This is a genomic window from Frigoribacterium sp. CFBP 8751 (assembly GCF_014841545.1).
Classification (GTDB): domain Bacteria; phylum Actinomycetota; class Actinomycetes; order Actinomycetales; family Microbacteriaceae; genus Frigoribacterium.
The window spans coordinates 425,264-448,821 of record NZ_JACYUB010000001.1 but is presented as its reverse complement, the minus strand read 5'-3'; the positions used below and the strand labels follow the sequence as shown (position 1 = coordinate 448,821).

Genomic DNA, 23,558 nt, shown 5'->3' with positions numbered 1-23,558 from the left:
GGACGAGGTGGAGACACCGGTGCGTGCCCCCGGAGCCGCGGCCTTCGCGCCCCCGAGGTGTAGCCAACCACGTCGTCGGATCGGCAGAACGACAGGTCGATCCACGCGTGCACGTCGACTAGCGTCGGATCATGACCCCGACGACGCCGCCCACCACCCCGTCGAGCCCCTCGACCCCGTCGAGCCCCGAGGTCGTGACGCAGGCGCTGCTCGACCTCGGCTCACGACCCGAGCATCCCTTCACCACGAGCATCGAGGGCGGACGCATCGTCTTCACCTGGGTCTACGACAAGGCGTCGGGGCCGTTCGGCAGCCGGGAGCAGTCGTACCGGCTACGCATCACCCTGATCCCCGAGACCTCCGAGTACAAGAGGTCCGAGATCGGCGTCGAGCGGCAGCGCGGCTCGGCCAGCGGCTCGTACACGTTCAACTCGGCGAAGGTCGTCGGCCCGGTCAAGCGCACCCTCGAGGCCCACGGCTGGCACCGCCGACGCACGGCGCTGGGCAAGGCCATCCGGCGCCTGTTCTCGTAGCGGAGGCAGGTCGGAGTTCAGGAGGTGCGGTGGGGGCGAGGCGTCCTGAGGGGCCGACCCGCGCCTCCTCGGCTCGTCCCCGGCACCGCCACGCGGTGCCCTGAACGGCCGTGCAGACCACACCCGTCGCGTTTTCCGGCCTCAGCCGCTAGGCTGGGGTCACTTGCGAGCCGGCCCGATCGGCTCCCTGCGTCGTAGCACGCCCCTCACCGCCTCTCCGTCCTGGCACACACCCAGGCAGACCAGCAGGCGCGCGAAGCTCACTCTGCGGCGAAACGATCGTGCACACCTGCACCGTCGCCACACCTCGAGCCCGGCTACGACAGCCGTCCTCCCGGCACTGCCCCGCCCTCGTGCGAGCACGTCCCCGACGTGCCCCCTCACCAGCAGGCGGCCAGGCAGCCTCGGCCCGGCTCGACACCGATGCCCCGAAAGGTGCACCACATGTCAACGAACACCCTCGACACCGAGAACACCACCGGCGCCACGAGCGTCGACGAGACGGCCGACGCCGTCACCTTCAGTTCGCTGGGCGTGCCCGCCCCGATCGTGAAGTCCCTCGCCGCCGAAGGCAAGACGACCGCGTTCCCGATCCAGGTCGACACCCTGCCCGACACCCTCGGCGGCCGCGACGTCCTCGGCCGCGGCAAGACCGGCTCGGGCAAGACCCTCGCCTTCTCGATCCCCATGGCCGCGCGCCTCGGAGGCAAGCTGGCTGGCGGCAACCGCCGCGCCGGACGCCCCCTCGGCCTCGTCCTCGCCCCCACCCGCGAGCTCGCCACGCAGATCGACGCCGTCCTCGCCCCGCTCGCCGAGGCCTACGGCATGCGCACCACCACGATCTTCGGCGGCGTCTCGCAGAACCGTCAGGTGCAGGCCCTCAAGGCCGGCGTCGACATCATCATCGCCTGCCCCGGCCGCCTCGAAGACCTCATGAAGCAGGGCTTCGTCAAGCTCGACGCCATCGAGATCACCGTCCTCGACGAGGCCGACCACATGGCCGACCTGGGCTTCCTGCCCGGCGTCACGCGCATCCTGAAGGCCACCCCGAACGACGGCCAGCGCCTGCTCTTCAGCGCCACCCTCGACAACGGCGTGGACAAGCTGGTCAAGCAGTTCCTCCACAACGAGGTGCTGCACTCGGTCGACGAGGCCAACTCGCCCGTCGCCAAGATGACCCACCACGTCTTCGAGACGCCCGACGTCGACAGCAAGAACGCGCTCATCCAGAAGCTCGCGAGCGGCCAGGGCCGTCGCATCCTCTTCATGCGCACCAAGCACCACGCGAAGAAGCTCGCCAAGAAGCTCACCGAGTCGGGCATCCCCTCGGTCGACCTGCACGGCAACCTGTCGCAGCCGCAGCGCGACCGCAACCTCGCCGCCTTCCAGGACGGTTCGGCCCGCGTGCTCGTCGCCACCGACGTCGCCGCCCGTGGCGTGCACGTCGACGACATCGAGCTCGTCATCCACGTCGACCCGCCGACCGAGCACAAGGCGTACCTGCACCGCTCGGGCCGCACCGCCCGCGCCGGAGCCGAGGGCGACGTCGTCACCCTCGTCATCCCCAGCCAGAAGCGTGACGTCGCCCAGCTGATGAAGAAGGCCGACATCCGTCCGACCATCACCGCCGTGACGCCGAACTCGCCCGAGGTCGACGCCCTCGTCGGCCAGGTCGCCGCCTACGTCAAGCCCTCGCCCAAGGCTGCCGTCCAGCAGCAGCAGGGTGGCGGCGGACGCTCGCAGGGCGCCAACGCCCAGCGCAAGCGCGCCGCCCGCCAGGACTCGCAGGGCAACCCCATCGCCCGCCAGGACCGTTCGGGTCGCCCCGCCCAGGGAGGCGCGGGTCGCGGTTCCGACGCCGGTCGCGCCGGTGCCGGTGCCGGTCGCTCGGGTGGCTCGCGTGACGGCGGCCGCCAGGGTGGCCGCGACGGAGGTGCGCGTCGCGACGCCGCTCCCCGCGGTGGCGCCTCGACCTTCTACTCGACCGAGTCGGGTCGCGGTTCGTCCACGCCCGTCCGAGACGACGCCCGTGGCGCGCGTGACGGTGCTCGCGACGAGACCCGTGGCACCCGTCAGACCGGGCGCCGCGCCCAGAGCACCGGCACCCAGAGCGACGGCGGCCAGAGCCGCACCAACGCGGTCCGCAACGACCAGGCCGAGTTCGCGGCGTCGCTCGGCGGCTCGCGCGAGGGCGGCCAGCGTGACGGCGTCCAGCGCAGCGGCGGACGCCGCGNCGCCCGTGCCGGGGTGCGGTGATGTGGGTGGTAGCGCAACACCCCCGAACCGGCGTGACACCCTCTGATCAGAGGGTGTCACGCGGGTTCGGGGGTGTTGCGCTACCACCCACATCACCGCACCCCGGCACGGGCGAGAGACCGCACCATGGGCTCGGCGCGCAGGGCGTCGCCCCAGGTCCACCGGACGACGGTGCGCACGCCGGGCAGCGCCCGCAGATCGTCCTCGCGCCGCTTCTCGTCGATCACGACCTGCTCGGGACTGCGCCCGGCCCGCATCCGTTCGTCGCGGTACTTCACCTCGCCGTCGAACTCGCCGATGACGCCGAACTGCGGCCACCAGAAGTCCACGAAGCCGACGAGGGGGCCCGTCACCGGGAACCGGGCCTGCAACTCGGGCCCCGCGAGCCCCGCAGCCCTCATGCCCGCCCGGCTCAGCGACTCGCCCGGCGACTCGGACCGCTCGTCGGCGAAGGCGACCGCGACCGCCGCCCGTCGACACCCAGGCACCCCGGGCCGGGCGGCCAGGGCGGCCTCGAGCGCGGCCCGGTCGTACGCCCCCACGTGCAGCCCGTGGTCCAGCACGACGGTGGCCCCGCGCAGATCATGCCGGCGCACGCTGTCGATGGCCGCGCGGGCGGCACCCACCACCGGCAACCCGTCGACCGTGTCGATCTCGCCGTCGCCGAGGGGCGCCGCGTGTTGGTGAACCGACCCGGTCACCTTGTCGCGAGCGCGCTGTCGTGCCACGACGTGCACCCTACGAGGCCACTCACCCAGCAGCGGAAACCCCCGAACGGCGAGGGCTGACTCGTGCGAGACGACGGCGTGCGGTCCGAGCCGGGGCAGCACCGCGTGCACGCGGGCGGTGTGCTTCGACGCGGCGTCGAGCGACCGCCAGTCGTCCGCCCGGACGTAGACGCCGGCGGCGAGCCGCACCGCGAGGCCACGTCGCGCGTCCCGCTCTATGGACGAGGAATCCTCGCCGTCGTCGACGAGCCGGGGACGACGGATGAGCAGTCCTGACATGTCACGCATCGGTCCAGCTTGGCCGAGCGCCGCGAGGAACGCGATCCGCGCCTCCTTGCCTGTGGAGGAGTACCGGGCGACACCCCCGAACCGGCGTGACACCCAGCGATCCGAGGGTGTCGCGCCGTTTCGGGGGTGTTGCGCGCCGGGGGCTAGTGCAGGGCGCCGACGGAGGCGAGGGCGCTGCGCAGCAGGGTGCCGCGGCCGCCCTCCATCTCGGCGGCGACCTCGTCGGAGGCGGCCTGGTGCGGCGTCAACCAGGTGAGTTCGAGGGCGTCCTGCCTCGGGTCGCAGGTGCCGGTCACGGGCACCACGTAGGCGAGCGACACGGCGTGCTGCCGGGGGTCGGTGTAGACCGACGAGCCAGGCAGCGGGAAGTACTCGGCGACCTGGAACGGCACCGGCGACGGCGGCAGCTGCGGGAAGGCCATGGGCCCGAGGTCTTTCTCGAGGTGGCGGAACAGGGCGGTGCGCAGGCTCTCGCCGTACATCACCCGGCCCGAGACGAGCATGCGCGAGATCGACCCCTCGTCGGAGGCGCGGAGCAGCACCCCGACCTCGGTCACGACCCCCATGCCGTCGGTGCGCACGGGCACGGCCTCGACGTAGAGGATCGGCAGGTGCTGCCGCGCCTGGAAGAGCTCGTCCTCCGAGAGCCAGCCGGGATTGGGGTCGGGGTCGGGTGTCCGCACGGAGCTCATGGCCCATTCTTACCGGCTCGACGGCCCGATCGCGTGACGTGACGCTACGGGCGAACAGCACCGGCCCCGATGTCGCCGCCCGTCGCTAGGCTCGGTCCATGGTGCAGATCGACCCGTCCCTCGTCCAGTGGTCCGCCGTCGAGGCCGAGCGCGACGGGCGACCCCTGCTCGTGCTGCTGCACGGCGTGGGCTCGCACGAGGGCGACCTGATCGGCCTCGCTCCCTACCTGCCGCAGCACTTCGTGGCGGCGTCGCTGCGGGCACCTCTGCCTCATGGTGACGGCTTCTCGTGGTACCCGCTCTCGACGCCCGGTGCGCCCGACCCGGGTGCCGTCGACGACGCGGCCGAGGCCGTGCTCGCCTGGCTGGACTCGCTCGCGAGCGACCACCCGAGCGTCAGCCTGCTCGGCTTCTCTCAGGGCGGTTCGCTCTCGCTGCAGCTGGTGCGGCACGCGCCCGAGCGTTTCGCGTTCGCCGCCGTGCTCGCCGGGTTCGTGGTCCCCGCCGCCGGGGACGACGCCACGATCGAGCGCGCAGCCGCACGGGACGACGCCGTGACGGCCGTCCGCCCCTCCGTCTTCTACGGCCGCGGCGACGTCGACCAGATCATCCCCGCCGACGCCGTCGAGCGCACCTCGGCCTGGCTCGAGGCGCACGCCGACGCCGAACAGACCGTGTACCCGGGTCTGGCCCACGGCATCTCGCAAGAAGAACTCGACGACCTCAACGCGTTCATCGGTCGCGTGACCGCCGCTCCCGTCGTCGACGCCGACGCACCCGTGTCGGTCGCCGGCGGCGACTCCACCGACTGATCCGGGGCCCGCCCCGGCCCGTCACCCCGACGAACGAAGGAGGCGCGCGATGGCGACGCTCTCGGTGTCCGGTTCCGCCACCCACCGCCACCGTGCCGAGCGCGGTGTCGTCCACCTCACCGTGGGCTTCGACGGTGACGACCGTGAGAAGGTCGTCCGCGACACCGCCGCCGTGCACTCCCGCCTCAGCGAACAGGCGACGGCCTGGCGCCGCCAGGAGGCCGCCACCTGGTGGAGCGCCCGGAGCGTCACGGTCGCGGTCGAGACCGGGGTGACGACCGACGGGGGCGACGGGGTCGACGAGACCCGCGCCTCCTCGGGGGTGCGGTTCCGTACCCGGGCCGCCGTCGACGTGCGGTTCAGCGACTTCGACGCGTTGGCGTCGTGGGTGGGCGACGTCGCCCTCGAACCGGGCGTGACGGTCGAGTGGATCGAGTGGTCGCTCAGCCACGCCCACCGACCCGAGGTCGAGAAGGCCGTGCGGGTCGCCGCCGTCGCCGACGCCGTCACCCGGGCCGGCGACTACGCCGAGGCGCTCGGGCTCGGGCAGCCGACCGTGCAGTCGGTGTTCGAGCCGGGGTTGCGACCCGGGGCACCGGGTGGCGGCAACCCGTTCGGCCTGGCCCGAGCCGTCGCGACGTTCTCGACGGGCGGCCCCGTCACCTTCGACCTGCACCCCGACGACATCGAGGTCTCCGCCGAGGTCAGCGCCGACTTCGTCGCCTGACCCTCCCGTCTCCCGGCCCCTGCCCCTGCCCCCTGCCCGGTGTGCAAATCGCGACGATCGGCCGTCGACACGCCGGGCGGCGACCGACCTGAGCCGCGTGTCGTCGCGGTGATGTCGGGTAAGGCACGCCAGGAGTCGCACGGCCGGTCGGGTTCGGCACAGGTCGGCACATGCCACCGGTCGGGTTCGGCACACACCGACTCGACCCGCCGGTCTGATTCCGGTTCCCGCACCCCGGCGCGACGCCGTGCCGCCTGTCCGCCCCGCCCCGCCCGGCCCCGGCCCCGGCCCCACCTCACAGCAGCCGGTGCCACACCCCTTCGACGCCGATCGGCACGAACCCGACGGCTTCGTTGACGGCGAGCATGGGCCGGTTCTCCTCGGCGTTGAACGTCAACACGGCCGGGCGGCCCGGTTTCTCCACCGCCAGGCGGTCGAGGTTGGCGACCTTCACCAGCCACCCCAACCGGTGCCCGCGGTGCTCCCGCCGCACGAGGGTCATCTGCTGCATCACGGGCCGCGACGCGTCGTCGGGCACCGCGAGGTCGGAGCACGCGACGAGCCGGCCCGTCGGCACGTGCTCGGCCGCCGCGGTCAGCGAGGCACGCCCGCTCGTGGCGCGTCGCCGCTCGGCCTCGACGAGGCGTTCGACGGTCCAGACGTCCTCGGGTTCGGGCACGTCGCCCATGGGCGCGTCGGTGCTCAGTGCGGTCGCCATGGCCGCGACGTCGGACTGCCAGCGCCGGGGCGTGGGGCCCGACCAGGTGTGGACGCGGTACTCGCCCCCCGCCGCGGCGAGCGCCTCGGAGCGGATCGCGGCCAGCGCCTCCTCGTCCACCGGCAGGGGCAGGCGGCTGATGCGCTCGACCTGGCCGAGCGCGTAGCCGCGCGAGAGCGCGAACCGGACCTCCGAGGAGGCGCGAGGCACCCACCCGTGACCGGTCGAGGCCTCGAGGCGGTCGGCCGGGGCGGTGGAGGGGCCCGGGCCCGCTGCGGGCCCCGAGCCCGAGGTGGCGTCCGAGCCCGAGGTGGCGTCCGAGCCCGCGGTGGCGTCCTGGCCCGAGGCCACCCCCTGGCCGGAGGCGACGAAGGAGATCACGTCGGTCCGACCGGCGGCGCGGGCGACGGCCTCGACGTGGTCGAGCAGGGCCGTGCCGAGCCCCCGGCGGCGGTGCTCGGGGTCGACGGCGACCCAGAGCCAACAGGTCGTGACGGCCGGGTCCGAGAGCGTCTCGTACGTGGCCTGGCCGACGATGCGCCCCTCGGCCCGCACGACGAACAGCCGCCGCGGCGTGAACGGGTCGTGCCACTGCGGCAGCTGCTCGGCCGGAGAGAAGTCGAGGTCGCCGAAGCCGAGCACCGCGGCCTGGACGGCGTTCTCGAGGTCGATCGCCTCGACGTAGGCGGCGGCGCGGTCGGCGTGGTCGGCGTGGTCGGCGCGGTCGGCGTGGTCGGGGCCGGGGTCTGCGTCGCGGTCGGCGACGGGACGGGGCTCGAGCGTGCGGGGAACGACGATCTCGTCGATCACGATGTCGGTCACGGGGACTCCGGGGTCGAGGCGGGGACGTGGTCCGCCGCCCGGCAGGGCAGCCGACCAGAGTAGCGCCGTCCTCGCCCTCCGCACCAGGGGGGAGACGGTTCGACTCGCGGCGCGTAGAACGGGGCGATGAGCGACCCCTTCGACCTCGACCGGTACGTCCACGCGCAGGACGCCGGCGGCACCCACGACCAAGCCCTCGCCGAGCTGCGCCGTGGCCGGAAGACCTCACACTGGATGTGGTTCGTCTTCCCGCAGATCGCCGGCCTCGGCCGCAGCGGCATGGACCGCACCTACGCGATCCGATCCCTCGACGAGGCGCGGGCCTACCTCGCCCATCCCCTGCTCGGCCCGCGCCTGCGCGAGGCGGCGGGCGTCGCGGCCCGGGCGGACGCCGCGAGCGCCGGCGAGCTGATGGGCGGGATCGACGCCCTCAAGCTGCGCTCGTCGATGACCCTGTTCGGGCGGGCCGACCCGACCGAACCCGTGTTCCGGGCCGTGCTCGAACGCTGGTTCGACGGCGTCGAGGACGACCTGACCGTCGCCCGCCTCTGAGCCCGTCGGCGGCCGTCCGTCGGGCGACGACTCCTCCCCGGACGAGGAGGCGCGGGTCGTCGCCCCCAGGCGCCGCGCCTCCCCTGCCGGTGTCGGCACCCACGGCTACGCGCCTCCCCTGCCGGTGTCGGCACCCACGGCTACGCTCGTCGGCATGCGCCAGCTCTACCCCGAGATCGAACCGTACGACTCCGGCCTGCTCGACGTCGGAGACGGCCAGCACGTCTGGTGGGAGGAATGCGGCAACCCCGACGGCAAGCCCGTGGTCTTCCTGCACGGCGGGCCCGGCAGCGGGTCGTCGCCCGCGCACCGCCGACTGTTCGACCCCGACCGGTACCGCATCGTGCTGCTCGACCAACGCGGGGCGGGTCGCAGCACGCCCCACGCCGGCACGTTCGGCACCGACCTCTCGACGAACACGACCCACCACCTCGTGGCCGACCTCGAGACCCTGCGCGAGCACCTGGGCATCGACCGGTGGCAGGTGTTCGGCGGCTCGTGGGGCTCGACCCTGGCGCTCGCCTACGCCGAGACCCACCCCGACCGCGTCACCGAGCTCGTGCTGCGCGGCATCTTCACCCTGCGACAGAGCGAGCTCGACTGGTTCTACGAGGGCCCGGCGTCGAACGTCCTGCCCGACCGGTGGCAGGGCTACCTCGCCCCGGTGCCGGTCGACGAACGCCGAGCGGGCGGACTGATCGAGGCCTACGCGCGCCTGCTCGCCGATCCCGACCCCGCCGTCTACGGGCCCGCCGCCGTGGCCTGGTCGTCGTGGGAGGCCTCGGCGATCACCCTGCTGCCCCGCCCCGACCTGGTCGAGCGGTACTCCGACCCGGCGTTCTCGCTGGCCTTCGCCCGCATCGAGAACCACTACTTCGTCCACCGCGGCTTCCTCGACGAGGGCCAGCTCATCCGCGACGCGCACCTCGTCGCCCACATCCCGACGGTCATCGTCCAGGGTCGCTACGACCTGTGCACGCCGGCGACCACGGCCTTCGACCTGCACGCCGCCCTGCCCGATGCCGACTTCGTCCTGGTCGACGACGCCGGGCACGCGTTCGACGAGCCGGGCATCCTCGACGCGCTGATCGCGGCGACCGACCGGTTCGCCGAGGCGCCGACCGCGTCCGACGACGAGGCGACCCGATGACCGTCGTCCTCGCCGGCTGCGGCGACCTCGGCACCGAGGCCGCCCTGCGGTTCGTCTCCCTGGGGCACCGCGTCCTCGGCCTCCGTCGCTCGGCGGACGAGCTGCCGACCTCGATCGAGGGCGTCTCGATCGACCTGAGCACCACCCGCCCCACGCTCCCCGCCGACACCGAGGTCGTCGTCGTCGCCCTCTCGGCCGGGTCGCGCGACGTCGACACCTACCGGGCGTCCTACGTCGACGGCCTGCGCAACGTCCTCGACGCACTCGACGAGGCCGGGGCGGTCGACGCCCGGGTGCTGTTCGTCTCGTCGACCGCCGTGTACGACGTCGACGACGGCAGCGTCGTCGACGAGGCCACACCGGCGACCGGGGCCTCCGCGACGGCCGAGGTCATCCTCGAGGCCGAAGCTCTGCTGCACGCACGCCGTCCCGACGAGATCGTCCTGCGCCTCGGCGGCATCTACGGCCCGGGCCGGGAGCGGCTCATCACCCAGGTGCGTGACGGAGAAGCGCGACTAGCCGAGCCTGCCGGTAGCTCCCCCCACACGAACCGCATCCACCGTGACGACGCGGCGGCCGCGATCGTGCACCTCACCACCACCTCAGGGCCGACCGACGTCCTGTACGTGGGGGTCGACGACGAGCCGTCGAGGCTCGACGACGTGCTGACGTTCGTGGCCGACGAACTGGGGGTGCCCGTGCCGCCGAGCGCGCCTCCTCGGGGCCGTCAGGCCGGCGGCGACAAGCGGCTGTCGAACGCACGACTTCGCGGCACCGGGTTCGCCCTCACGTACCCGACCTTCCGCGAGGGGTACCGCGCCGTGATCGCGGGCGAGGGCGTGCGGCATCCCTGAGCCGGGCCCGCCCGGGCTCGACCCGCCCGGGCTCGGCCCGCACGATCTGCACGGGCTTCGCCCGAGCGGTCCGCCCCGCGCACGAGAACGCCGTCGAGTCGACGGTGCACCGCGGCTCCAGGCGGTGTCCGGTCCGCCCGACGGCGTCCTCGAGGGCGCGTCGACGATCTAGTGGATCGGCGTGCCACCCGTCACGGCGATGGTCTCGCCGCTGATGTAGCTCGACTCCTGGCTGGCCAGGAACACGAACGAGGGGGCCAGCTCGACGGCCTGGCCGGGGCGGCCGTAGGCGGCCTCCGAGCCGAAGCTCTCGATCTTCTCGTTCGGCACGAACGCGGGCTGCAGCGGCGTCCAGACGGGGCCGGGCGCGACGCCGTTGACGCGGATGCCCCGCTCGGCGAGCTGCTGGGCCATGGCGCGGGTCCAGTTGGCGATGCCGGCCTTCGACACGGCGTACTCGGCGAGGTCGGGCGACGGCTGGAAGCCCTGGATCGACGAGGTCGTGATGATCGACGCCCCCGGCTGCAGGTGCGTCGACGCGGCCTTGGTCAGCCAGAACAGCGGGTAGATGTTGGCCTTGAGTACGTGGTCGAGCGTCTCGGTCTCGAAGTCGTCGATGCTGCTGACGGTCGGCATGACGCCGGCGATGATCGCCAGGATGTCGAGTCCGCCGAGCTCGGAGACCGTCTTCTCGACGACGTCGACGTTGGTCTGCTCGACCTGCAGGTCGCCGGGCAGCAGGACGGCGGTGCGACCGGCCTCGCGGACGAGCGTGGCGACCTCCTCGGCCTGCGACTGCTCCTCGGCGAGGTAGCTCAGCGCGACGTCGGCGCCCTCGCGGGCGAAGGCGATGGCGGTGGCGCGGCCGATGCCGCTGTCGGCACCCGTGACCAGGGCCTTGCGGCCGGCGAGGCGACCGCTGCCGACGTAGCTGGTCTCGCCGTGGTCGGGCTCGGGCTTCATGGCGTGGACGTCGCCGGGGGCGCTCTGCTGCTGGTGCTCGAAAGGCGGCTGCGGGTACTGGGTGACGGGGTTCTGCGGGGTGTACATGTTGTCTGCCATGTCCCCCGGTGTACGCGGCGGCGACGCCGCGCCGGCCCAGCTTGTACCCCGGCCGACGGCGACCACGCCGGCCGCGGCGCGACGAGCGGAACCGAGGAGGCGCGGCGCGGCCCCCGGAGAAAGATACGGTGGTCGCGTGCCCCTGCTGCCACTGCCTTCCGAGACTCCCCGTCAGGTCCTGCCCGCCTGGGTGCTGCGCGCCGACCGACGGGCCGCGAAACGCATCAACTCGGTCCGAGGGGTGCCGGTCGTCGACCGCAACCTCAGCCGCCTCAGCCACTTCGCCGACCACGGGCTGTTGTGGGCCGCGGTCGCCGCGGGCCTCGCTCTCGTGGGTCAGCGACGCGCCGCCGTGCGGGGCACGCTGTCGCTCGGCTTCGCCAGCGCCATGGCCAACATCGTCGGCAAGCGCATCTTCGGCGGCAACCGTCCGCTGATCGACGACGTCCCGATCGAACGACGCCTGCGCAGCCAGCCGCTGTCCGCGTCGTTCCCGTCCGGCCACGCCGCTTGTGCCGCCGGATTCGTCACGGGCGTCGCGATCGAGTCGCCGGGGGCCGCGGCAGCCCTGTTGCCGCTGGCCGGCGCGGTCTCGTGGTCGCGCCTCCACGTGGGGGCGCACTGGACGTCCGACGTGGTCGGCGGGTTGATCATCGGGTCGGGCGTCGCGCTGGTCGGGCGACTCGTGTCACCGCGCGAGCGCTGACCCGACGGGGTTCCCGGCCGGGCCCTGCTCGGCGACACCGAGCGGGACCGGCCGGGTCGACCCGGGTCGACCCGCTCGGACTACCAGCGGGGGTGGACGGCCTCGCGGAAGTACTGGTCGTAGATGCGGACGACCTCGCTGTCGAGCCCGTCGTCGAGGTCGCCGACGCTGCCGGCCGCCGCGTTCGCCGTGGCCTGCGCGACGTTGCGCGCGCCGGGGATGACCGTGCTGACGCCCGGCTGCTCGACGATCCAGGCGAGGGCGGCCTGCGGCACGGTGACGCCGTCGGGGACGGCCGCGGCGAACTCCTGCGCGGCGGCGACGCCCTGCTCGAAGTCGACGCCGCTGAAGGTCTCGCCCTGGTCGAACGCCTCGCCGTGACGGTTGTAGGTGCGGTGGTCGTTCTCGGCGAACGTCGTCTCGGTCGTGTACTTGCCCGAGAGCAGCCCGCTCGCGAGGGGGACGCGGGCGATGATGCCGACGCCGGCGCGTCGCGCGGCCGGCAGCACCTCGTCGAGGGGCTTGAGGCGGAACGCGTTGAAGATGATCTGCACGGTCGCGAGGTTCGGGCGCGCGATGGCGGTCAGGGCCTGCGCCGTCTCTTCGACGCTGACGCCGTAGGCGCGGATCGCCCCGTTCTCGACCAGCTCGTCGAGGGCGTCGTAGACGGCGTCGCTCTCGAAGACGGGGGTGGGCGGGCAGTGCAACTGCACGAGGTCGAGCGTGTCGACGCCGAGGTTGCGGCGTGAGCGGTCGGTCCACGCGACGAAGTTGTCGCGGACGTAGTTCGACGGCACCTGGTCGAGCCGGCGGCCCATCTTCGTGGCGACCGTCAGCGGGACGTCGGGGTTCGACGCGCGGAAACGCCCGATGATCTGCTCGCTGCGTCCGTCGCCGTAGACGTCGGCGGTGTCGAAGAAGGTCACCCCGGACTCGACGGAGGCGCCCAGCACGTCGAGCGCGTCGCTCTCGCTGACGTCACCCCAGTCGGCACCGAGCTGCCAGGTGCCGAGGCCGATGACCGAGACGGGACGGTCGGCGAGGAAGGATGAACGGGTTCCGAGGGTGCGGCTCTGCATGTCGTCGAGCCTAGCCACGCCGCACGACGGCTCGCCCAGGCCCAGGTGCCGGTGCGGGCGCAGGCACGGCTCCCGGCGCCGCTGCGGTCAGCGGCGGGACGCGTTCACGCTGCGGACGAGCGCGTAGGCCACGACGACCGAGACGAACGCCGCGAAGAGGAAGGCGGCACCGAACCCGGCCTGCCCCTGCAGCAACCGCACGAGCCCGACGATGGCGAGCGCCGCGGCCAGCATTCCGAAGACGCGGGCGACGATCGACTTCAGCCGACGTGCGGCCCCGGCCCGACGGCCGCCTCGTCGACGCGACGACACGGTCAGCCGAGGCGGCGGGCCGAGGCGACCGCCGCCTCCTTCGCCTCTCGCAGTTCACGCGTCGCTCGCTCGCGGGCGGCCTCGGGCATCGGCAGCCGGTCGCTGAGCGTGAGGTTCGTGGCGATCGTCTCGACGTGCATGCCGAGCGTCGACCCCAGGACGATGTCGAGGACCGGGGTGGCGTGGTCCCGGCCGGCCGTCGGCGTGCCCTCGTCGTAGACGCCGCCGCGGCTGGTCACGACGACCGCGGGTCGTCCGAGCATCGGCTGCTGGTCGTCGCCGTCGAAGGGCGCCGTGACGCCGGGCAGGTGGATGTTGTCGACCCAGGCCTTGAGCGTCGAGGGCAGCGAGTAGTTGTAGAGCGGGGCACCGATCACCACGACGTCGGCGGCGACGAGTTCGGCGACGAGGGCCTGCTGCAGGGCCTCGTGGGCGGGGTCGGGGGCGTCGCCCGGCTGCCGGAGCCGCGGCGGCCAGTGCAGCGCGCTGTCGCTCAGGTGCGGCAGCGGGTCGACGTGCAGGTCGCGGCGGGTGACCGTGTGGTCGGCGCCGAGGTCGCGCCAGGCGTCCGCGAACGCCGCGGTGATCGCGCGTGAGCGGCTCGTCGTGAGGTCGGCTGACGAGTCGAGGTGGAGCAGGTTCGGCATGCGCCCACCGTAGCCGGGCGGCCGACACGGTCGGCGACGTTGCGCCGCGGGGTCACAGACCATAACCTCGTCGCAGGAGATTATGACTTGTCGCCGCAAGTCATAAAAAGACGTGACCGGTTTCTGACTTGGGAGGTGTCGTGACCGCCATCTGGCCTCCACTCGACCACGAGCAGGTCGCGTGGGTGCCGTCCGGGCGCCCGACGGCTGGGCTGCGCACCGAGCTGTTCCGCCCGGCCGTGTTCCGTGCGGCGGTGCCCCCACTGATCGGCGCACTCGACCCCGCTCCGTCGCCCGAGGTCGCCGCTCTCGCCGAGGACGCCTCTCTCGAACTGACCCGCTTCGACGCCACCCTCGGCGGCGAGGTGGCGGCCTTCGCTCCGCTCCTGCTGCGCAGCGAGGCCGTCGCCTCGTCGCGCATCGAGAACCTGACCGCGAACGCCCGATCCGTGTTCTCGGCCGAACTCGGGGACGAACGCAAGCGCAACGCGACCCTGATCGCGGCGAACACGCGGGCCATGTCGGCGGCGATCGACCTGGCTGAGGAGTTGACCCGCGCCTCCGTCCTCACGATGCACGCCACGCTGATGGCGTCGGACGCGCGGCACACCCCCGGCGCCCTTCGGACCGAGCAGGTCTGGATCGGTCGTAGCAGCGCCAGCCCCGTCGGCGCCGAGTTCGTCGCCCCCGTCAGCGAACGGGTCCCGGGCCTGCTCGACGACTGCCTGACCTTCGCACGACGCGACGACCTACCCGTCCTCGTCCAGACCGCCGTGACCCACGCCCAGTTCGAGACCATCCACCCGTTCACCGACGGCAACGGTCGGACGGGGCGATCACTCACCCAGGCGATGCTGCGGTCCAAGGGGGTCACGCGGTCCGTGACGGTGCCGGTCTCGGCGGGTCTGCTGACCGACGTCGACGCCTACCACCGGGCCTTGACGGCCTACCGGGCCGGCGAGCTCGACCCGATCGTGCGGTTGACGGCCGAGGCTTCCCTCCGGGCGGTCGCGAACGCCCGGACGCTCGTCGACGACCTCCACGACGTCCGAGCGTCCTGGTCTGCCCGCGTGACCGCACGACGCGACTCCTCGGTCTGGCGCCTGCTCGACCTGCTCGTCCACCAACCCGTCCTCGACGCCACGACGGCCGCTTCCCGGCTCTCGCTCGCCCCGAGCAACGTCTACCCCCTGCTCCGACGGCTGGTCGAATCCGGAGTGCTGAAGCAGAAGGCCGAGTACAAGATGGGCACGATCTGGCGGGCGGACCAGGTCCTCGAGGCGCTGGATGCGTTCGCCACGCGCTCAGGACGTCGGGGCGAGGCCACCGTGCTGGGCTGACCCCTCGGCGGAATGTCGGTGGTGCAGAGCAGGATGGCAGCGATGACCGACGTGCTCGACCGCTTCTCCCCCGCGACCCGCGAGTGGTTCCGGGGGGCGTTCGCCGCGCCGACCCGGGCGCAAGAGGGCGCCTGGACGGCCATCAGCCAGGGCGACCACGCCCTCGTCATCGCACCGACCGGCTCGGGCAAGACGCTCGCCTCGTTCCTCTGGTCGATCGACTCGCTGGCCTCGTCGCCGCCGCCCGACGAGAAGCTGCACCGCACCCGCGTGCTCTACATCTCTCCGCTCAAGGCGCTCGGCGTCGACGTCGAGCGCAACCTCCGCTCGCCACTCGTGGGCATCACCCAGACCGCTCGACGTCTGGGCACCGAGGCTCCCGACATCACGGTGGGCGTGCGCTCGGGCGACACGAGCTCGAGCGATCGCGGCCGGCTCGCCCGCACCCCGACCGACATCCTCATCACGACGCCCGAGTCGCTCTACCTCATGCTCACCTCGCAGGCGCGCGAGACCCTCAAGGGCGTGCAGACCGTCATCATCGACGAGGTCCACGCCGTCGCCTCGACGAAGCGCGGCGCCCACCTCGCCCTCTCGCTCGAGCGCCTCGACGCCCTGCTCGAGAAGCCCGCGCAGCGCATCGGGCTCAGCGCGACCGTCCGACCGCCCGAAGAGGTCGCCCGCTTCCTGGCCGGGCCGGCACCCGTCACCATCGTCAATCCCCGCGCCGACAAGAAGTTCGACCTGCGCGTCGTCGTGCCCGTCGACGACATGACCGAGCTCGGCACCGCCGCCCCGCTCGAAGGGTCGGCCGCCGGCGCCGCACCGCAGGGCTCGATCTGGCCGCACGTCGAAGAGGGCATCGTCGACCTGATCGCCGCGCACCGCTCGACCATCGTCTTCTCGAACTCACGCCGCCTGGCCGAACGCCTCACGGCCCGCCTCAACGACATCTGGATCGAACGCCAGGGCGGCGACCTCGAGGCCGCCGTGCGTGCCACCGAGGAGGCACGGGGCCAGCTGGTCACGGCCGGTGGCGTCGGCGACGACCCGGCCTCCGACACCGTCGATCCCTTCGCCCCGGCGCCCGCCGCACAGCGCAACCCGGCCGTCGGCGGCGGGGCACCGGCCCAGCTCATGGGCGGGTCGGGGCAGACCGCCGGCAGCGATCCCCTGCTCGCCCGAGCCCACCACGGGTCGGTGTCGAAAGACCAACGCGCCCTGATCGAGGACGACCTCAAGAGCGGCCGGCTGCGCTGCGTCGTCGCCACCAGCTCGCTCGAGCTCGGCATCGACATGGGTGCGGTCGACCTGGTCATCCAGGTCGAGTCGCCGCCGTCGGTCGCCAGCGGCCTGCAGCGCGTCGGCCGTGCCGGGCACCAGGTCGGCGAGACCTCGCGGGGCGTGCTGTTCCCCAAGCACCGGGCCGACCTGATCCACTCCGCCGTCGCCGCCGAGCGCATGGTCGCCGGGCTCATCGAAGAGCTGCGCGTGCCGACCAACCCCCTCGACGTGCTGGCCCAGCAGACCGTCGCGGCCGTCGCCCTCGACGAGCTCGACGCCGACGCCTGGTTCGACACGGTGCGCCGCAGCGCCCCGTTCGCCACCCTGCCGCGCTCCGCCTTCGACGCCACCCTCGACCTGCTCAGCGGCAAGTACCCCTCCGACGAGTTCGCCGAACTGCGGCCCCGCATCGTCTGGGACCGCGTGCACGGCACCCTGACCGGCCGCCCGGGCGCCCAACGCCTCGCGGTGACGAGCGGCGGCACCATCCCCGACCGCGGCCTCTTCGGGGTCTTCATGGTCGGCGAGAAGGCCGCCCGCGTCGGCGAACTCGACGAAGAGATGGTCTACGAGTCCCGGGTCGGCGACGTGTTCGCCCTCGGGGCCACGAGCTGGCGCATCGAGGACATCACCCACGACCGTGTGCTCGTCTCGCCCGCCTACGGCCAGCCCGGCCGCGTCCCCTTCTGGAAGGGCGACGGCATCGGGCGCCCCGCCGAGCTCGGCAAGGCCATCGGCGGCTACGTCCGCGAACTGTCGAACTCGAGCGAGGCCGACGCCACCACCCGCGTCGCCGCCGGCGGCCTCGACGAGCGGGCGGCTCGCAACCTCATCGCGTTCCTCGGCGAGCAGAAGGCCGCCACGTCGTACGTGCCGACCGACACCACCCTCGTGGTCGAGCGCTTCCGCGACGAGCTCGGCGACTGGCGCCTCATCCTGCACTCGCCCTACGGCATGCAGGTCCACGCCCCGTGGGCACTGGCGGTCTCGGCCCGCATTCGCGACCAGCTCGGGGTCGACGGCGGGGCCATGGCCGCCGACGACGGCATCGTCGTGCGCATCCCCGACACCGACGCCGAGCCTCCCGGGGCCGAGTTGTTCTCGTTCGAGCTCGACGACCTCGACGAGATCGTCACCGAAGAGGTCGGCGGCTCCGCCCTGTTCTCGTCGCGATTCCGCGAGTGCGCCGCCCGGGCGCTGTTGCTGCCCCGGTACAACCCCGGCAAGCGGTCGCCGCTCTGGCAGCAACGCCAGCGGTCGTCGCAGCTGCTCGACGTCGCGCGCAAGTACCCGCAGTTCCCGATCGTGCTCGAGGCCGTCCGCGAGGTCCTGCAGGACGTCTACGACCTGCCGGCCCTGATGAGCCTCACCCGCGACCTCGCGAGCCGCACCGTGCGCATCGTCGAGACCGAGACCGAGGTGCCCTCGCCCTTCGCCCGGTCGCTGCTCTTCGGCTACGTCGCCGCCTTCATGTACGAGGGCGACTCACCGCTCGCCGAGCGGCGTGCGGCCGCCCTGTCGCTCGACTCGAGCCTGCTGCAAGAGCTGCTCGGCCGGGCCGAGCTGCGCGAGCTGCTCGACGCCGACGTCATCGACCAGCACGAACTCGAACTGCAGCGCCTCGCTGCCGACCGTCGGGCCCGCGACATCGAGGGCGTCGTCGACCTGTTGCGCCTGCTCGGCCCGCTGACGACCGACGAGATCATCGACCGCAGCTGGCTCGCCGCGACCCTCGTCGCCGGCGACGTCGCCGCCCGCGACGACGCCCACCGCGCGCTCGAGACCGCCCTGACCGACCTCGCCTGGTCGAACCGCGTCCTCCGCTTCACCCACGCCGGCACGGTCCGCTGGGCCGGCATCGAGGACGCCTCGCGCCTCCGGGACGCCCTCGGCGTCGCCCTGCCGATCGGCGTGCCGACCGCGTTCGTCGAACCGGTCGACGACCCGCTGGGCGACCTCATCGGCCGGTTCGCCCGCACCCACGGCCCCTTCACCCCCGCCATGGTGGCCGACCGTCTCGGCCTCGGCACCGCCGTCGTGATGGACACCCTGCGCAAGCTCGCCACCCAGCGTCGCGTCGTCGAGGGCGAGTTCCGGCCCCGGCAGCAGGGCAGCGAGTGGTGCGACTCCGAGGTGCTGCGTCGACTGCGCGGCAAGTCGCTGGCCGCCCTGCGTCACGAGGTCGAACCGGTCGCCCCCGAGACGCTCGGACGCTTCCTGCCCGCCTGGCAACACGTCGCCACCGGGCTCAAGGGTTCGGGGCTGCGCGGCCTCGACGGCGTGGTGCAGGTCGTCGACCAGCTCAGCGGGGTCTCGCTGCCCGCCTCGGCGTGGGAGTCCCTGATCCTGCCGGCCCGCGTGACCGACTACAACCCGTCCATGCTCGACGAGCTCACCGCCACCGGCGACGTCATCTGGTCGGGCACCGGCACCCTGCCCGGCAACGACGGCTGGGTCAGCCTGCACCTCGCCGACGGCGCCCAGGTCACCCTGCCCGAACCGTCCGGGGCCGAGACCGACGACCTGCAACGCGAGGTGCTGGCCGCCCTGGCCGGCGGCGGGGCGTACTTCTTCCGGCAGCTCTCCGACGCCGTCGGCAGCACCGACGACGACTCGCTCGTCACCGCCATCTGGCAGCTCGTCTGGGCGGGGCAGATCACCAACGACACCTTCGCTCCCCTGCGCACCCAGGTCGGCGGCGGACGCACGCCGCGGCCGCGCACCCCGACGCGGTCGCGCTCGTCGTACCGCAGCCGCGGCCGGGTCGCCATGCCCCGACAGGCGGGCCCGCCCACCGTCGGCGGCCGCTGGTCGCTGCTGCCCCTGGCCGAACCCGACGGCACCGTGCGTGCCGCCGCGACGGCCGAGATCCTGCTCGAGCGACACGGCGTCGTCACCCGGGGCGCCGTCGTCAACGAGGGCGTCCGTGGCGGCTTCTCGACGGCCTACAAGGTGCTCAGCGGCTTCGAAGAGACGGGTCGCGCCCGCCGCGGCTACTTCGTCGAGGGCCTCGGAGCGGCGCAGTTCGCGACCGGGCCGACGGTCGACCGCCTGCGGTCGTTCGTCCGTGACGAGGGCGACCGCCGCGACGACGACACCCTCGTCGCCGCGGGTCGTCAGCGCGACGTGCCCGTGGTGACCCTGGCCGCCACCGACCCGGCGAACCCCTACGGCGCCGCCCTGCCGTGGCCCGGGCAGACGCTCGACGGGGTCTCCGCCGACGAGGCCGCGGCCGTCGCGAGCGCGGCGGCACGAGCCGCCACCGCCGCGGCGGCGACCACGGCGACGGGAGCCGGGACGCGCGCCGAGGCGGGCTCCGCGGGTGACGCGACCCGCGCCTCCTCGGGGGGTTCCGACCGCGGGACGAACGACGCGTCCGGAGGCGCGGGCGACAAGAAGAAGTCCGGTCACCGCCCGGGGCGCAAGGCGGGTTCGCTCGTGGTGCTCGTCGACGGCCGACTCGTCGTCTACGTCGAACGCGGCGGCAAGACCGTGCTGACCTTCGGCGAGCCGGACGAGCGCGAACTCGCCCTGGCCGCGGGTTCGTTGGCCGCCACCGTGCGCAACCGCATCGGCAAGCTCGCGGTCGAACGGGTCGACGGCGCGTTCGTGCTGGGCACCGCCCTCGGCGACGCCCTGCGCGATGCCGGATTCGCACCGACGCCGAGCGGCATCCGGTTGAGGGCCTGACCGATGCCCGAAGGAGACACCGTCTACCGCGCCGCCAAGAACCTCGACGCGGTGCTGCACGGCCAGACGCTCACCGCCAGCGACTTCCGGGTGCCGGCGTTCGCCACCGTCGACCTCAGTGGTGAGGTGATCGACGACGTGATCGCGCGCGGCAAGCACCTGCTGCACCACATCGGCGACCTGACGCTGCACACGCACCTCAAGATGGAGGGCTCGTGGCACGTCTACCGGCACGGCACGAAGTGGAAGCGCCCGGCCTACCAGGCGCGCGTGGTGCTCGAGACCGCCGACTGGGTCGCCGTCGGGTTCGACCTCGGCATCGTCGAGCTCGTGACCCGCGACGACGACGACAGCGTGGTCTCGTACCTCGGCCCCGACCTGCTCGGCCCCGACTGGGACGCCGCGCGGGCCCTCGCCAACCTCGAGGCCGACCCGGCCCGCGAGGTCGGACTCGCGCTGCTCGACCAGCGGGTGCTCGCCGGGGTGGGCAACGTGTACCGCAACGAGCTCTGCTTCCTCCGGGGCGTCCTGCCGACGCGTCCCGTCGGCGAGGTCGAGAACCGACCCAAGATGATCGACCTCGCGCACCGGCTGATCCAGGCCAACAAAGACCGGGTCGACCGCACCACGACCGGCAACCTCCGCGGCACGACGGACTGGGTCTACGGCCGGGCGGGCAAGCCGTGCCTGCGCTGTGGCACGAAGATCCTGCGGGGCGAGCTCGGCGAGAGCGAACTCGAGCTGCGCGACACCTACTGGTGCCCGCACTGCCAGAGCTGACGGTCGCCTGCCCGACCGGCAGGCCGCCGCGCCACCACGCCACCACGCCACCACGCCACCACGCCACCACGATGTGAACATCCCGCCACGCAATCGTGTGGCGGGATGTTCACATCGTGGCGGCATGGGTCGGCGGCCGAGCAGCGCCGGGATGCAGGTTCATCGGCAGGGCAGGGTCCGAGCGCCCGAGCGCCCGAGCGCCCGGCCGTCCGGCCGCATGTGACGCCCCGTGACGCGACTCGGCGTCGGTCCGAGGCGACGTGCCTACGATCGGCGACACCCGACGGCCGTACCCGGCGAGCCCGTCAGCGTGAGAGGACGACCATGTCGAACACCAGCACCCCCGACACCGCCAGCACCCCCGACAGCGGCACCGCCGGCACCACCGGCCCCGCCACCACCATCGCGGACCAGGTGACCGACTTCAACCAGGGCTTCACCGCGCAGATCGGCCCCGACTTCTCGAAGGTCTTCGACGACGAACAGAGCGCCCTGCGCGAGGCCGGCGTACCCGACGACGCCGTGAAGCCCGGTGACACCGTCGTCGAGGCGACGCTGCTGACGCCCCAGGGCACCGAGGTCTCACTCGCCGAGACCGTCGGCGAGGGGCCCGCCGTGCTCGTCTTCTACCGCGGCGCCTGGTGCCCGTACTGCAACCTGACGCTCAAGACCTACCAGGCCGAGTTGCTGCCGCGCCTCCGTGAGCGCGGCGTCGCCCTCGTCGCCATCAGCCCCCAGACCCCCGAGGGCTCCGAGGCGTCGGTGACGAACGGCAGCCTCGAGTTCCCCGTGCTGTCCGACCCGGGCAACGTGCTCAGCGGAGCCCTCGGCATCCGGACCGAGCCCAGCGCCGACGCCCGTGCCGTCCACACCCAGCTCGGGTTCGACGTCGCCGACAGCAACGCCGACGCGACGGGCGACATCCCCTTCCCCACCGTGCTCGTCGTCGACCACGACGGGGTCGTCGTCTTCGCCGACGTCCACACCGACTACACGACGCGCACCGAGGTCGACGAGATCGTCGCCGCCCTCGACCTGCTGGAGGCGCGCGCGGCCTGACCCCGCCCGGTCACCGCGCTCGGTCACCGCGCTCGGTCACCCCGCCCGGTCACCGCGACGCGTCGCCCGCGGTCGGCACGGGCCAGACGTAGTCGAGGTCGGCGGGTTCGTCGCCGAACACCGCGGCGTAGGACTCGGGTGCCTTCGCCAGCAGCTTCGACCGGTGCGAGCGGTGGACGTCCTCCCGGCCGAACCACGGAGGCAGCTCGAACTCGTCCGCGCGGAACGCCGCCGCGTCGGCGGGCACCTCGTCGAGGGTGGCGAGCGTCTTGTCGAGGCAGGTGTCGGCGAAGCCCCGAGCGACCCACGCCGCGCAGGTCGCGACCTGGTACGCCATCAGGGCCGGCCGGTGCCCCCGCCACATCGCGGTGACCGGATGGCTCTGCCAGCCGTAGCCGGGCACGACGAGTGCCCGCATGACCTGGAGCGTCTCGACCCGCTGCTTGCCGAGCCGCTTGTCGTCGAGCACCTCGGCGCTGGCACGGAAGTCGGCGTAGGGGAGGAACGTCTGCACCGCACCAGCCAACACGCCCGTGCGGGACGACGGGCGGCCGTCGAGGACGAGCGTGCGGCCGTCGAGGACGAGCGCGCGGCCATGCCCGGCCCGGACGATTGCGAACACCACCCCTCACCATGCGGTCCCCCGGGCACGCATCCGCCTACCCTCGATCGAGGTGACCGGCCCGAACCCGGTGCACCCCGTCACGGTCGAGAGGACCCCATGTCGAACGCCGACTCCCCCATCCCCACCCGCATCGCCGACCAGGTGACCGAGTTCAACGAGGGCTTCAACGCCGAGATCGGCGCGGACGCCACGAGGGTCTTCGACGACGAGCAGTCGGGACTGCGCGACTCGGGGGTCCCCGCGGCCGCCGTCCGGGTGGGCGACACCATCGTGGACGCGACGCTCGTGACGACCGCCGGTGACGAGGTCTCGCTGTCGGAGACCGTCGGCGAGGGTCCGGCCGTCCTGGTCTTCTACCGCGGCGCCTGGTGCCCGTACTGCAACCTGACGCTCAAGACCTACCAGGCCGACCTGCTGCCCGAACTGCGCGAGCGCGGCGTCGCCCTGGTCGCGATCAGCCCCCAGACGCCCGAGGGCAGCGAGCGGTCCGTCGCGAACGGTGGCCTCGAGTTCCCGGTGTTGTCCGACCCGGGCAACGTCCTCGTCCGGGCCCTGGGCATCCAGACCGAACCGGTCGCGGCCGCCCGGGCGGTGCACTCCGACCTCGGGTTCGACGTCGCCGACAGCAACGCCGACGCGACCGCCGACGTGCCGTTCCCGACCGTCCTCGTCGTCGATCGTGACGGCAAGGTCGTCTTCGCCGACGTCCACGTCGACTACACGACCCGCACCGAGGTCGACGAGGTCGTCGCCGCGGTCGACGCGCTCGACACGCCCCCCGCCTCCTGACCGGCACCGCGCCTCCTGCGCCGCGCCGCGCCTCCTGACTCCGAGGAGGCGCG

At 73.1% G+C, this 23,558-nt stretch carries 20 protein-coding genes and 1 pseudogene; 13 read left to right on the top strand and 8 right to left on the bottom strand.

The features are described from left to right. Nucleotides 1–131 precede the first annotated feature (131 nt). Together IFT88_RS02210 and IFT88_RS02205 are read left to right on the top strand one after the other, a co-directional pair. A complete protein-coding gene (locus tag IFT88_RS02210; RefSeq protein WP_192118672.1) occupies nt 132–533 on the top strand; it encodes a hypothetical protein in 402 nt (133 codons plus the stop codon). A 444-nt stretch (nt 534–977) separates the two neighbouring features. Beyond that, nucleotides 978–2,766: pseudogene (locus IFT88_RS02205) on the top strand (DEAD/DEAH box helicase); the annotation flags it as partial. Nucleotides 2,767–2,881: 115 nt separating this feature from the next. Here IFT88_RS02205 and IFT88_RS02200 read toward each other — a convergent pair. Both IFT88_RS02200 and IFT88_RS02195 read right to left on the bottom strand, forming a co-directional pair. Then, nucleotides 2,882–3,805, bottom strand: a complete 924-nt coding sequence (locus tag IFT88_RS02200) for a hypothetical protein (protein WP_192118671.1) — start codon at nt 3,803–3,805, stop codon at nt 2,882–2,884. A gap of 143 nt (nt 3,806–3,948) precedes the next feature. Further along, nucleotides 3,949–4,497 (bottom strand): NUDIX hydrolase family protein, encoded by a 549-nt coding sequence (locus tag IFT88_RS02195; protein ID WP_043595902.1) that lies wholly within the window; start codon nt 4,495–4,497, stop codon nt 3,949–3,951. A gap of 98 nt (nt 4,498–4,595) precedes the next feature. On the opposite strand from IFT88_RS02195, the gene IFT88_RS02190 reads away from it, so the two are divergent. After that, nucleotides 4,596–5,309, top strand: a complete 714-nt coding sequence (locus IFT88_RS02190) for an alpha/beta hydrolase (RefSeq protein WP_043595904.1) — start codon at nt 4,596–4,598, stop codon at nt 5,307–5,309. Nucleotides 5,310–5,358: 49 nt separating this feature from the next. After that, a complete protein-coding gene (locus IFT88_RS02185; RefSeq protein ID WP_192118669.1) occupies nt 5,359–6,036 on the top strand; it encodes an SIMPL domain-containing protein in 678 nt (225 codons plus the stop codon). A 295-nt stretch (nt 6,037–6,331) separates the two neighbouring features. Here IFT88_RS02185 and IFT88_RS02180 read toward each other — a convergent pair whose 3' ends face one another. Further along, nucleotides 6,332–7,576 carry a GNAT family N-acetyltransferase gene (locus IFT88_RS02180; RefSeq protein WP_192118667.1) on the bottom strand — a complete coding sequence of 415 codons (1,245 nt, stop codon included), beginning with the start codon at nt 7,574–7,576 and terminating at the stop codon, nt 6,332–6,334. A gap of 126 nt (nt 7,577–7,702) precedes the next feature. Between IFT88_RS02180 and IFT88_RS02175 the strand changes: the two genes are divergently transcribed. From IFT88_RS02175 to IFT88_RS02165, 3 genes are all read left to right on the top strand, one after another. After that, the gene (locus IFT88_RS02175) at nt 7,703–8,128 is read left to right on the top strand and encodes a DUF1810 domain-containing protein (RefSeq protein ID WP_043595907.1); all 426 of its coding nucleotides are present in this window, start codon (nt 7,703–7,705) and stop codon (nt 8,126–8,128) included. Between the two features lie 154 nt (nt 8,129–8,282). Then, nucleotides 8,283–9,278: a prolyl aminopeptidase gene (gene pip, locus IFT88_RS02170; RefSeq protein ID WP_192118665.1), complete on the top strand. Its 996-nt coding sequence runs from the start codon at nt 8,283–8,285 to the stop codon at nt 9,276–9,278. Beyond that, the gene (locus IFT88_RS02165) at nt 9,275–10,132 is read left to right on the top strand and encodes an NAD-dependent epimerase/dehydratase family protein (protein ID WP_192118663.1); all 858 of its coding nucleotides are present in this window, start codon (nt 9,275–9,277) and stop codon (nt 10,130–10,132) included. The genes pip and IFT88_RS02165 overlap by 4 nt, the downstream gene beginning before the upstream one ends. A gap of 168 nt (nt 10,133–10,300) precedes the next feature. Here the strand turns inward: IFT88_RS02165 and IFT88_RS02160 are convergent, their stop codons facing one another. Continuing rightward, nucleotides 10,301–11,194: an SDR family oxidoreductase gene (locus tag IFT88_RS02160; RefSeq protein ID WP_274604720.1), complete on the bottom strand. Its 894-nt coding sequence runs from the start codon at nt 11,192–11,194 to the stop codon at nt 10,301–10,303. Nucleotides 11,195–11,330: 136 nt separating this feature from the next. On the opposite strand from IFT88_RS02160, the gene IFT88_RS02155 reads away from it, so the two are divergent. Further along, nucleotides 11,331–11,900, top strand: a complete 570-nt coding sequence (locus IFT88_RS02155) for a phosphatase PAP2 family protein (protein ID WP_043595928.1) — start codon at nt 11,331–11,333, stop codon at nt 11,898–11,900. Nucleotides 11,901–11,980: 80 nt separating this feature from the next. Here IFT88_RS02155 and IFT88_RS02150 read toward each other — a convergent pair whose 3' ends face one another. The 3 genes from IFT88_RS02150 to IFT88_RS02140 form a co-directional block, all read right to left on the bottom strand. Continuing rightward, on the bottom strand, nt 11,981–12,979 hold the full coding sequence (locus tag IFT88_RS02150) for an aldo/keto reductase (protein WP_137848170.1): 999 nt from the start codon (nt 12,977–12,979) through the stop codon (nt 11,981–11,983). Nucleotides 12,980–13,066: 87 nt separating this feature from the next. Then, entirely contained in the window at nt 13,067–13,291 is a 225-nt protein-coding gene (locus IFT88_RS02145; protein ID WP_043595914.1) for a hypothetical protein, read from the bottom strand. A gap of 2 nt (nt 13,292–13,293) precedes the next feature. Beyond that, nucleotides 13,294–13,938 (bottom strand): FMN-dependent NADH-azoreductase, encoded by a 645-nt coding sequence (locus IFT88_RS02140; protein ID WP_192118661.1) that lies wholly within the window; start codon nt 13,936–13,938, stop codon nt 13,294–13,296. 140 nt (nt 13,939–14,078) lie between these two features. Between IFT88_RS02140 and IFT88_RS16950 the strand changes: the two genes are divergently transcribed. The 4 genes from IFT88_RS16950 (at nt 14,079) to IFT88_RS02120 (ending at nt 22,091) form a co-directional block, all read left to right on the top strand. Further along, a complete protein-coding gene (locus IFT88_RS16950) occupies nt 14,079–15,278 on the top strand; it encodes a Fic family protein (RefSeq protein WP_192118659.1) in 1,200 nt (399 codons plus the stop codon). Nucleotides 15,279–15,320: 42 nt separating this feature from the next. Then, on the top strand, nt 15,321–20,252 hold the full coding sequence (locus IFT88_RS02130; protein WP_192118657.1) for an Lhr family ATP-dependent helicase: 4,932 nt from the start codon (nt 15,321–15,323) through the stop codon (nt 20,250–20,252). A 3-nt stretch (nt 20,253–20,255) separates the two neighbouring features. Next, entirely contained in the window at nt 20,256–21,032 is a 777-nt protein-coding gene (locus IFT88_RS02125) for an Fpg/Nei family DNA glycosylase (RefSeq protein WP_043597581.1), read from the top strand. Nucleotides 21,033–21,356: 324 nt separating this feature from the next. Beyond that, complete coding sequence (locus IFT88_RS02120) at nt 21,357–22,091, top strand: peroxiredoxin-like family protein (RefSeq protein WP_082060215.1); 735 nt, start codon at nt 21,357–21,359, stop codon at nt 22,089–22,091. Between the two features lie 49 nt (nt 22,092–22,140). Here IFT88_RS02120 and IFT88_RS02115 read toward each other — a convergent pair whose 3' ends face one another. Continuing rightward, the gene (locus IFT88_RS02115; protein ID WP_342212049.1) at nt 22,141–22,716 is read right to left on the bottom strand and encodes an MSMEG_6728 family protein; all 576 of its coding nucleotides are present in this window, start codon (nt 22,714–22,716) and stop codon (nt 22,141–22,143) included. Nucleotides 22,717–22,812: 96 nt separating this feature from the next. On the opposite strand from IFT88_RS02115, the gene IFT88_RS02110 reads away from it, so the two are divergent. Next, on the top strand, nt 22,813–23,505 hold the full coding sequence (locus IFT88_RS02110) for a peroxiredoxin-like family protein (RefSeq protein WP_056228383.1): 693 nt from the start codon (nt 22,813–22,815) through the stop codon (nt 23,503–23,505). The last annotated feature ends 53 nt before the right edge of the window (nt 23,506–23,558 follow it).

What these genes read in the sequence shown, in the direction of transcription:
- IFT88_RS02210 (WP_192118672.1), top strand. Translation starts at nt 132, where the DNA reads ATGACCCCGACGACGCCGCCCACCACCCCGTCGAGCCCCTCGACCCCG.
- IFT88_RS02200 (WP_192118671.1), bottom strand. Translation starts at nt 3,805, where the DNA reads ATGCGTGACATGTCAGGACTGCTCATCCGTCGTCCCCGGCTCGTCGAC.
- IFT88_RS02195 (WP_043595902.1), bottom strand. Translation starts at nt 4,497, where the DNA reads ATGAGCTCCGTGCGGACACCCGACCCCGACCCCAATCCCGGCTGGCTC.
- IFT88_RS02190 (WP_043595904.1), top strand. Translation starts at nt 4,596, where the DNA reads ATGGTGCAGATCGACCCGTCCCTCGTCCAGTGGTCCGCCGTCGAGGCC.
- IFT88_RS02185 (WP_192118669.1), top strand. Translation starts at nt 5,359, where the DNA reads ATGGCGACGCTCTCGGTGTCCGGTTCCGCCACCCACCGCCACCGTGCC.
- IFT88_RS02175 (WP_043595907.1), top strand. Translation starts at nt 7,703, where the DNA reads ATGAGCGACCCCTTCGACCTCGACCGGTACGTCCACGCGCAGGACGCC.
- pip (WP_192118665.1), top strand. Translation starts at nt 8,283, where the DNA reads ATGCGCCAGCTCTACCCCGAGATCGAACCGTACGACTCCGGCCTGCTC.
- IFT88_RS02165 (WP_192118663.1), top strand. Translation starts at nt 9,275, where the DNA reads ATGACCGTCGTCCTCGCCGGCTGCGGCGACCTCGGCACCGAGGCCGCC.
- IFT88_RS02160 (WP_274604720.1), bottom strand. Translation starts at nt 11,194, where the DNA reads ATGGCAGACAACATGTACACCCCGCAGAACCCCGTCACCCAGTACCCG.
- IFT88_RS02150 (WP_137848170.1), bottom strand. Translation starts at nt 12,979, where the DNA reads ATGCAGAGCCGCACCCTCGGAACCCGTTCATCCTTCCTCGCCGACCGT.
- IFT88_RS02140 (WP_192118661.1), bottom strand. Translation starts at nt 13,938, where the DNA reads ATGCCGAACCTGCTCCACCTCGACTCGTCAGCCGACCTCACGACGAGC.
- IFT88_RS02130 (WP_192118657.1), top strand. Translation starts at nt 15,321, where the DNA reads ATGACCGACGTGCTCGACCGCTTCTCCCCCGCGACCCGCGAGTGGTTC.
- IFT88_RS02125 (WP_043597581.1), top strand. Translation starts at nt 20,256, where the DNA reads ATGCCCGAAGGAGACACCGTCTACCGCGCCGCCAAGAACCTCGACGCG.
- IFT88_RS02120 (WP_082060215.1), top strand. Translation starts at nt 21,357, where the DNA reads ATGTCGAACACCAGCACCCCCGACACCGCCAGCACCCCCGACAGCGGC.
- IFT88_RS02110 (WP_056228383.1), top strand. Translation starts at nt 22,813, where the DNA reads ATGTCGAACGCCGACTCCCCCATCCCCACCCGCATCGCCGACCAGGTG.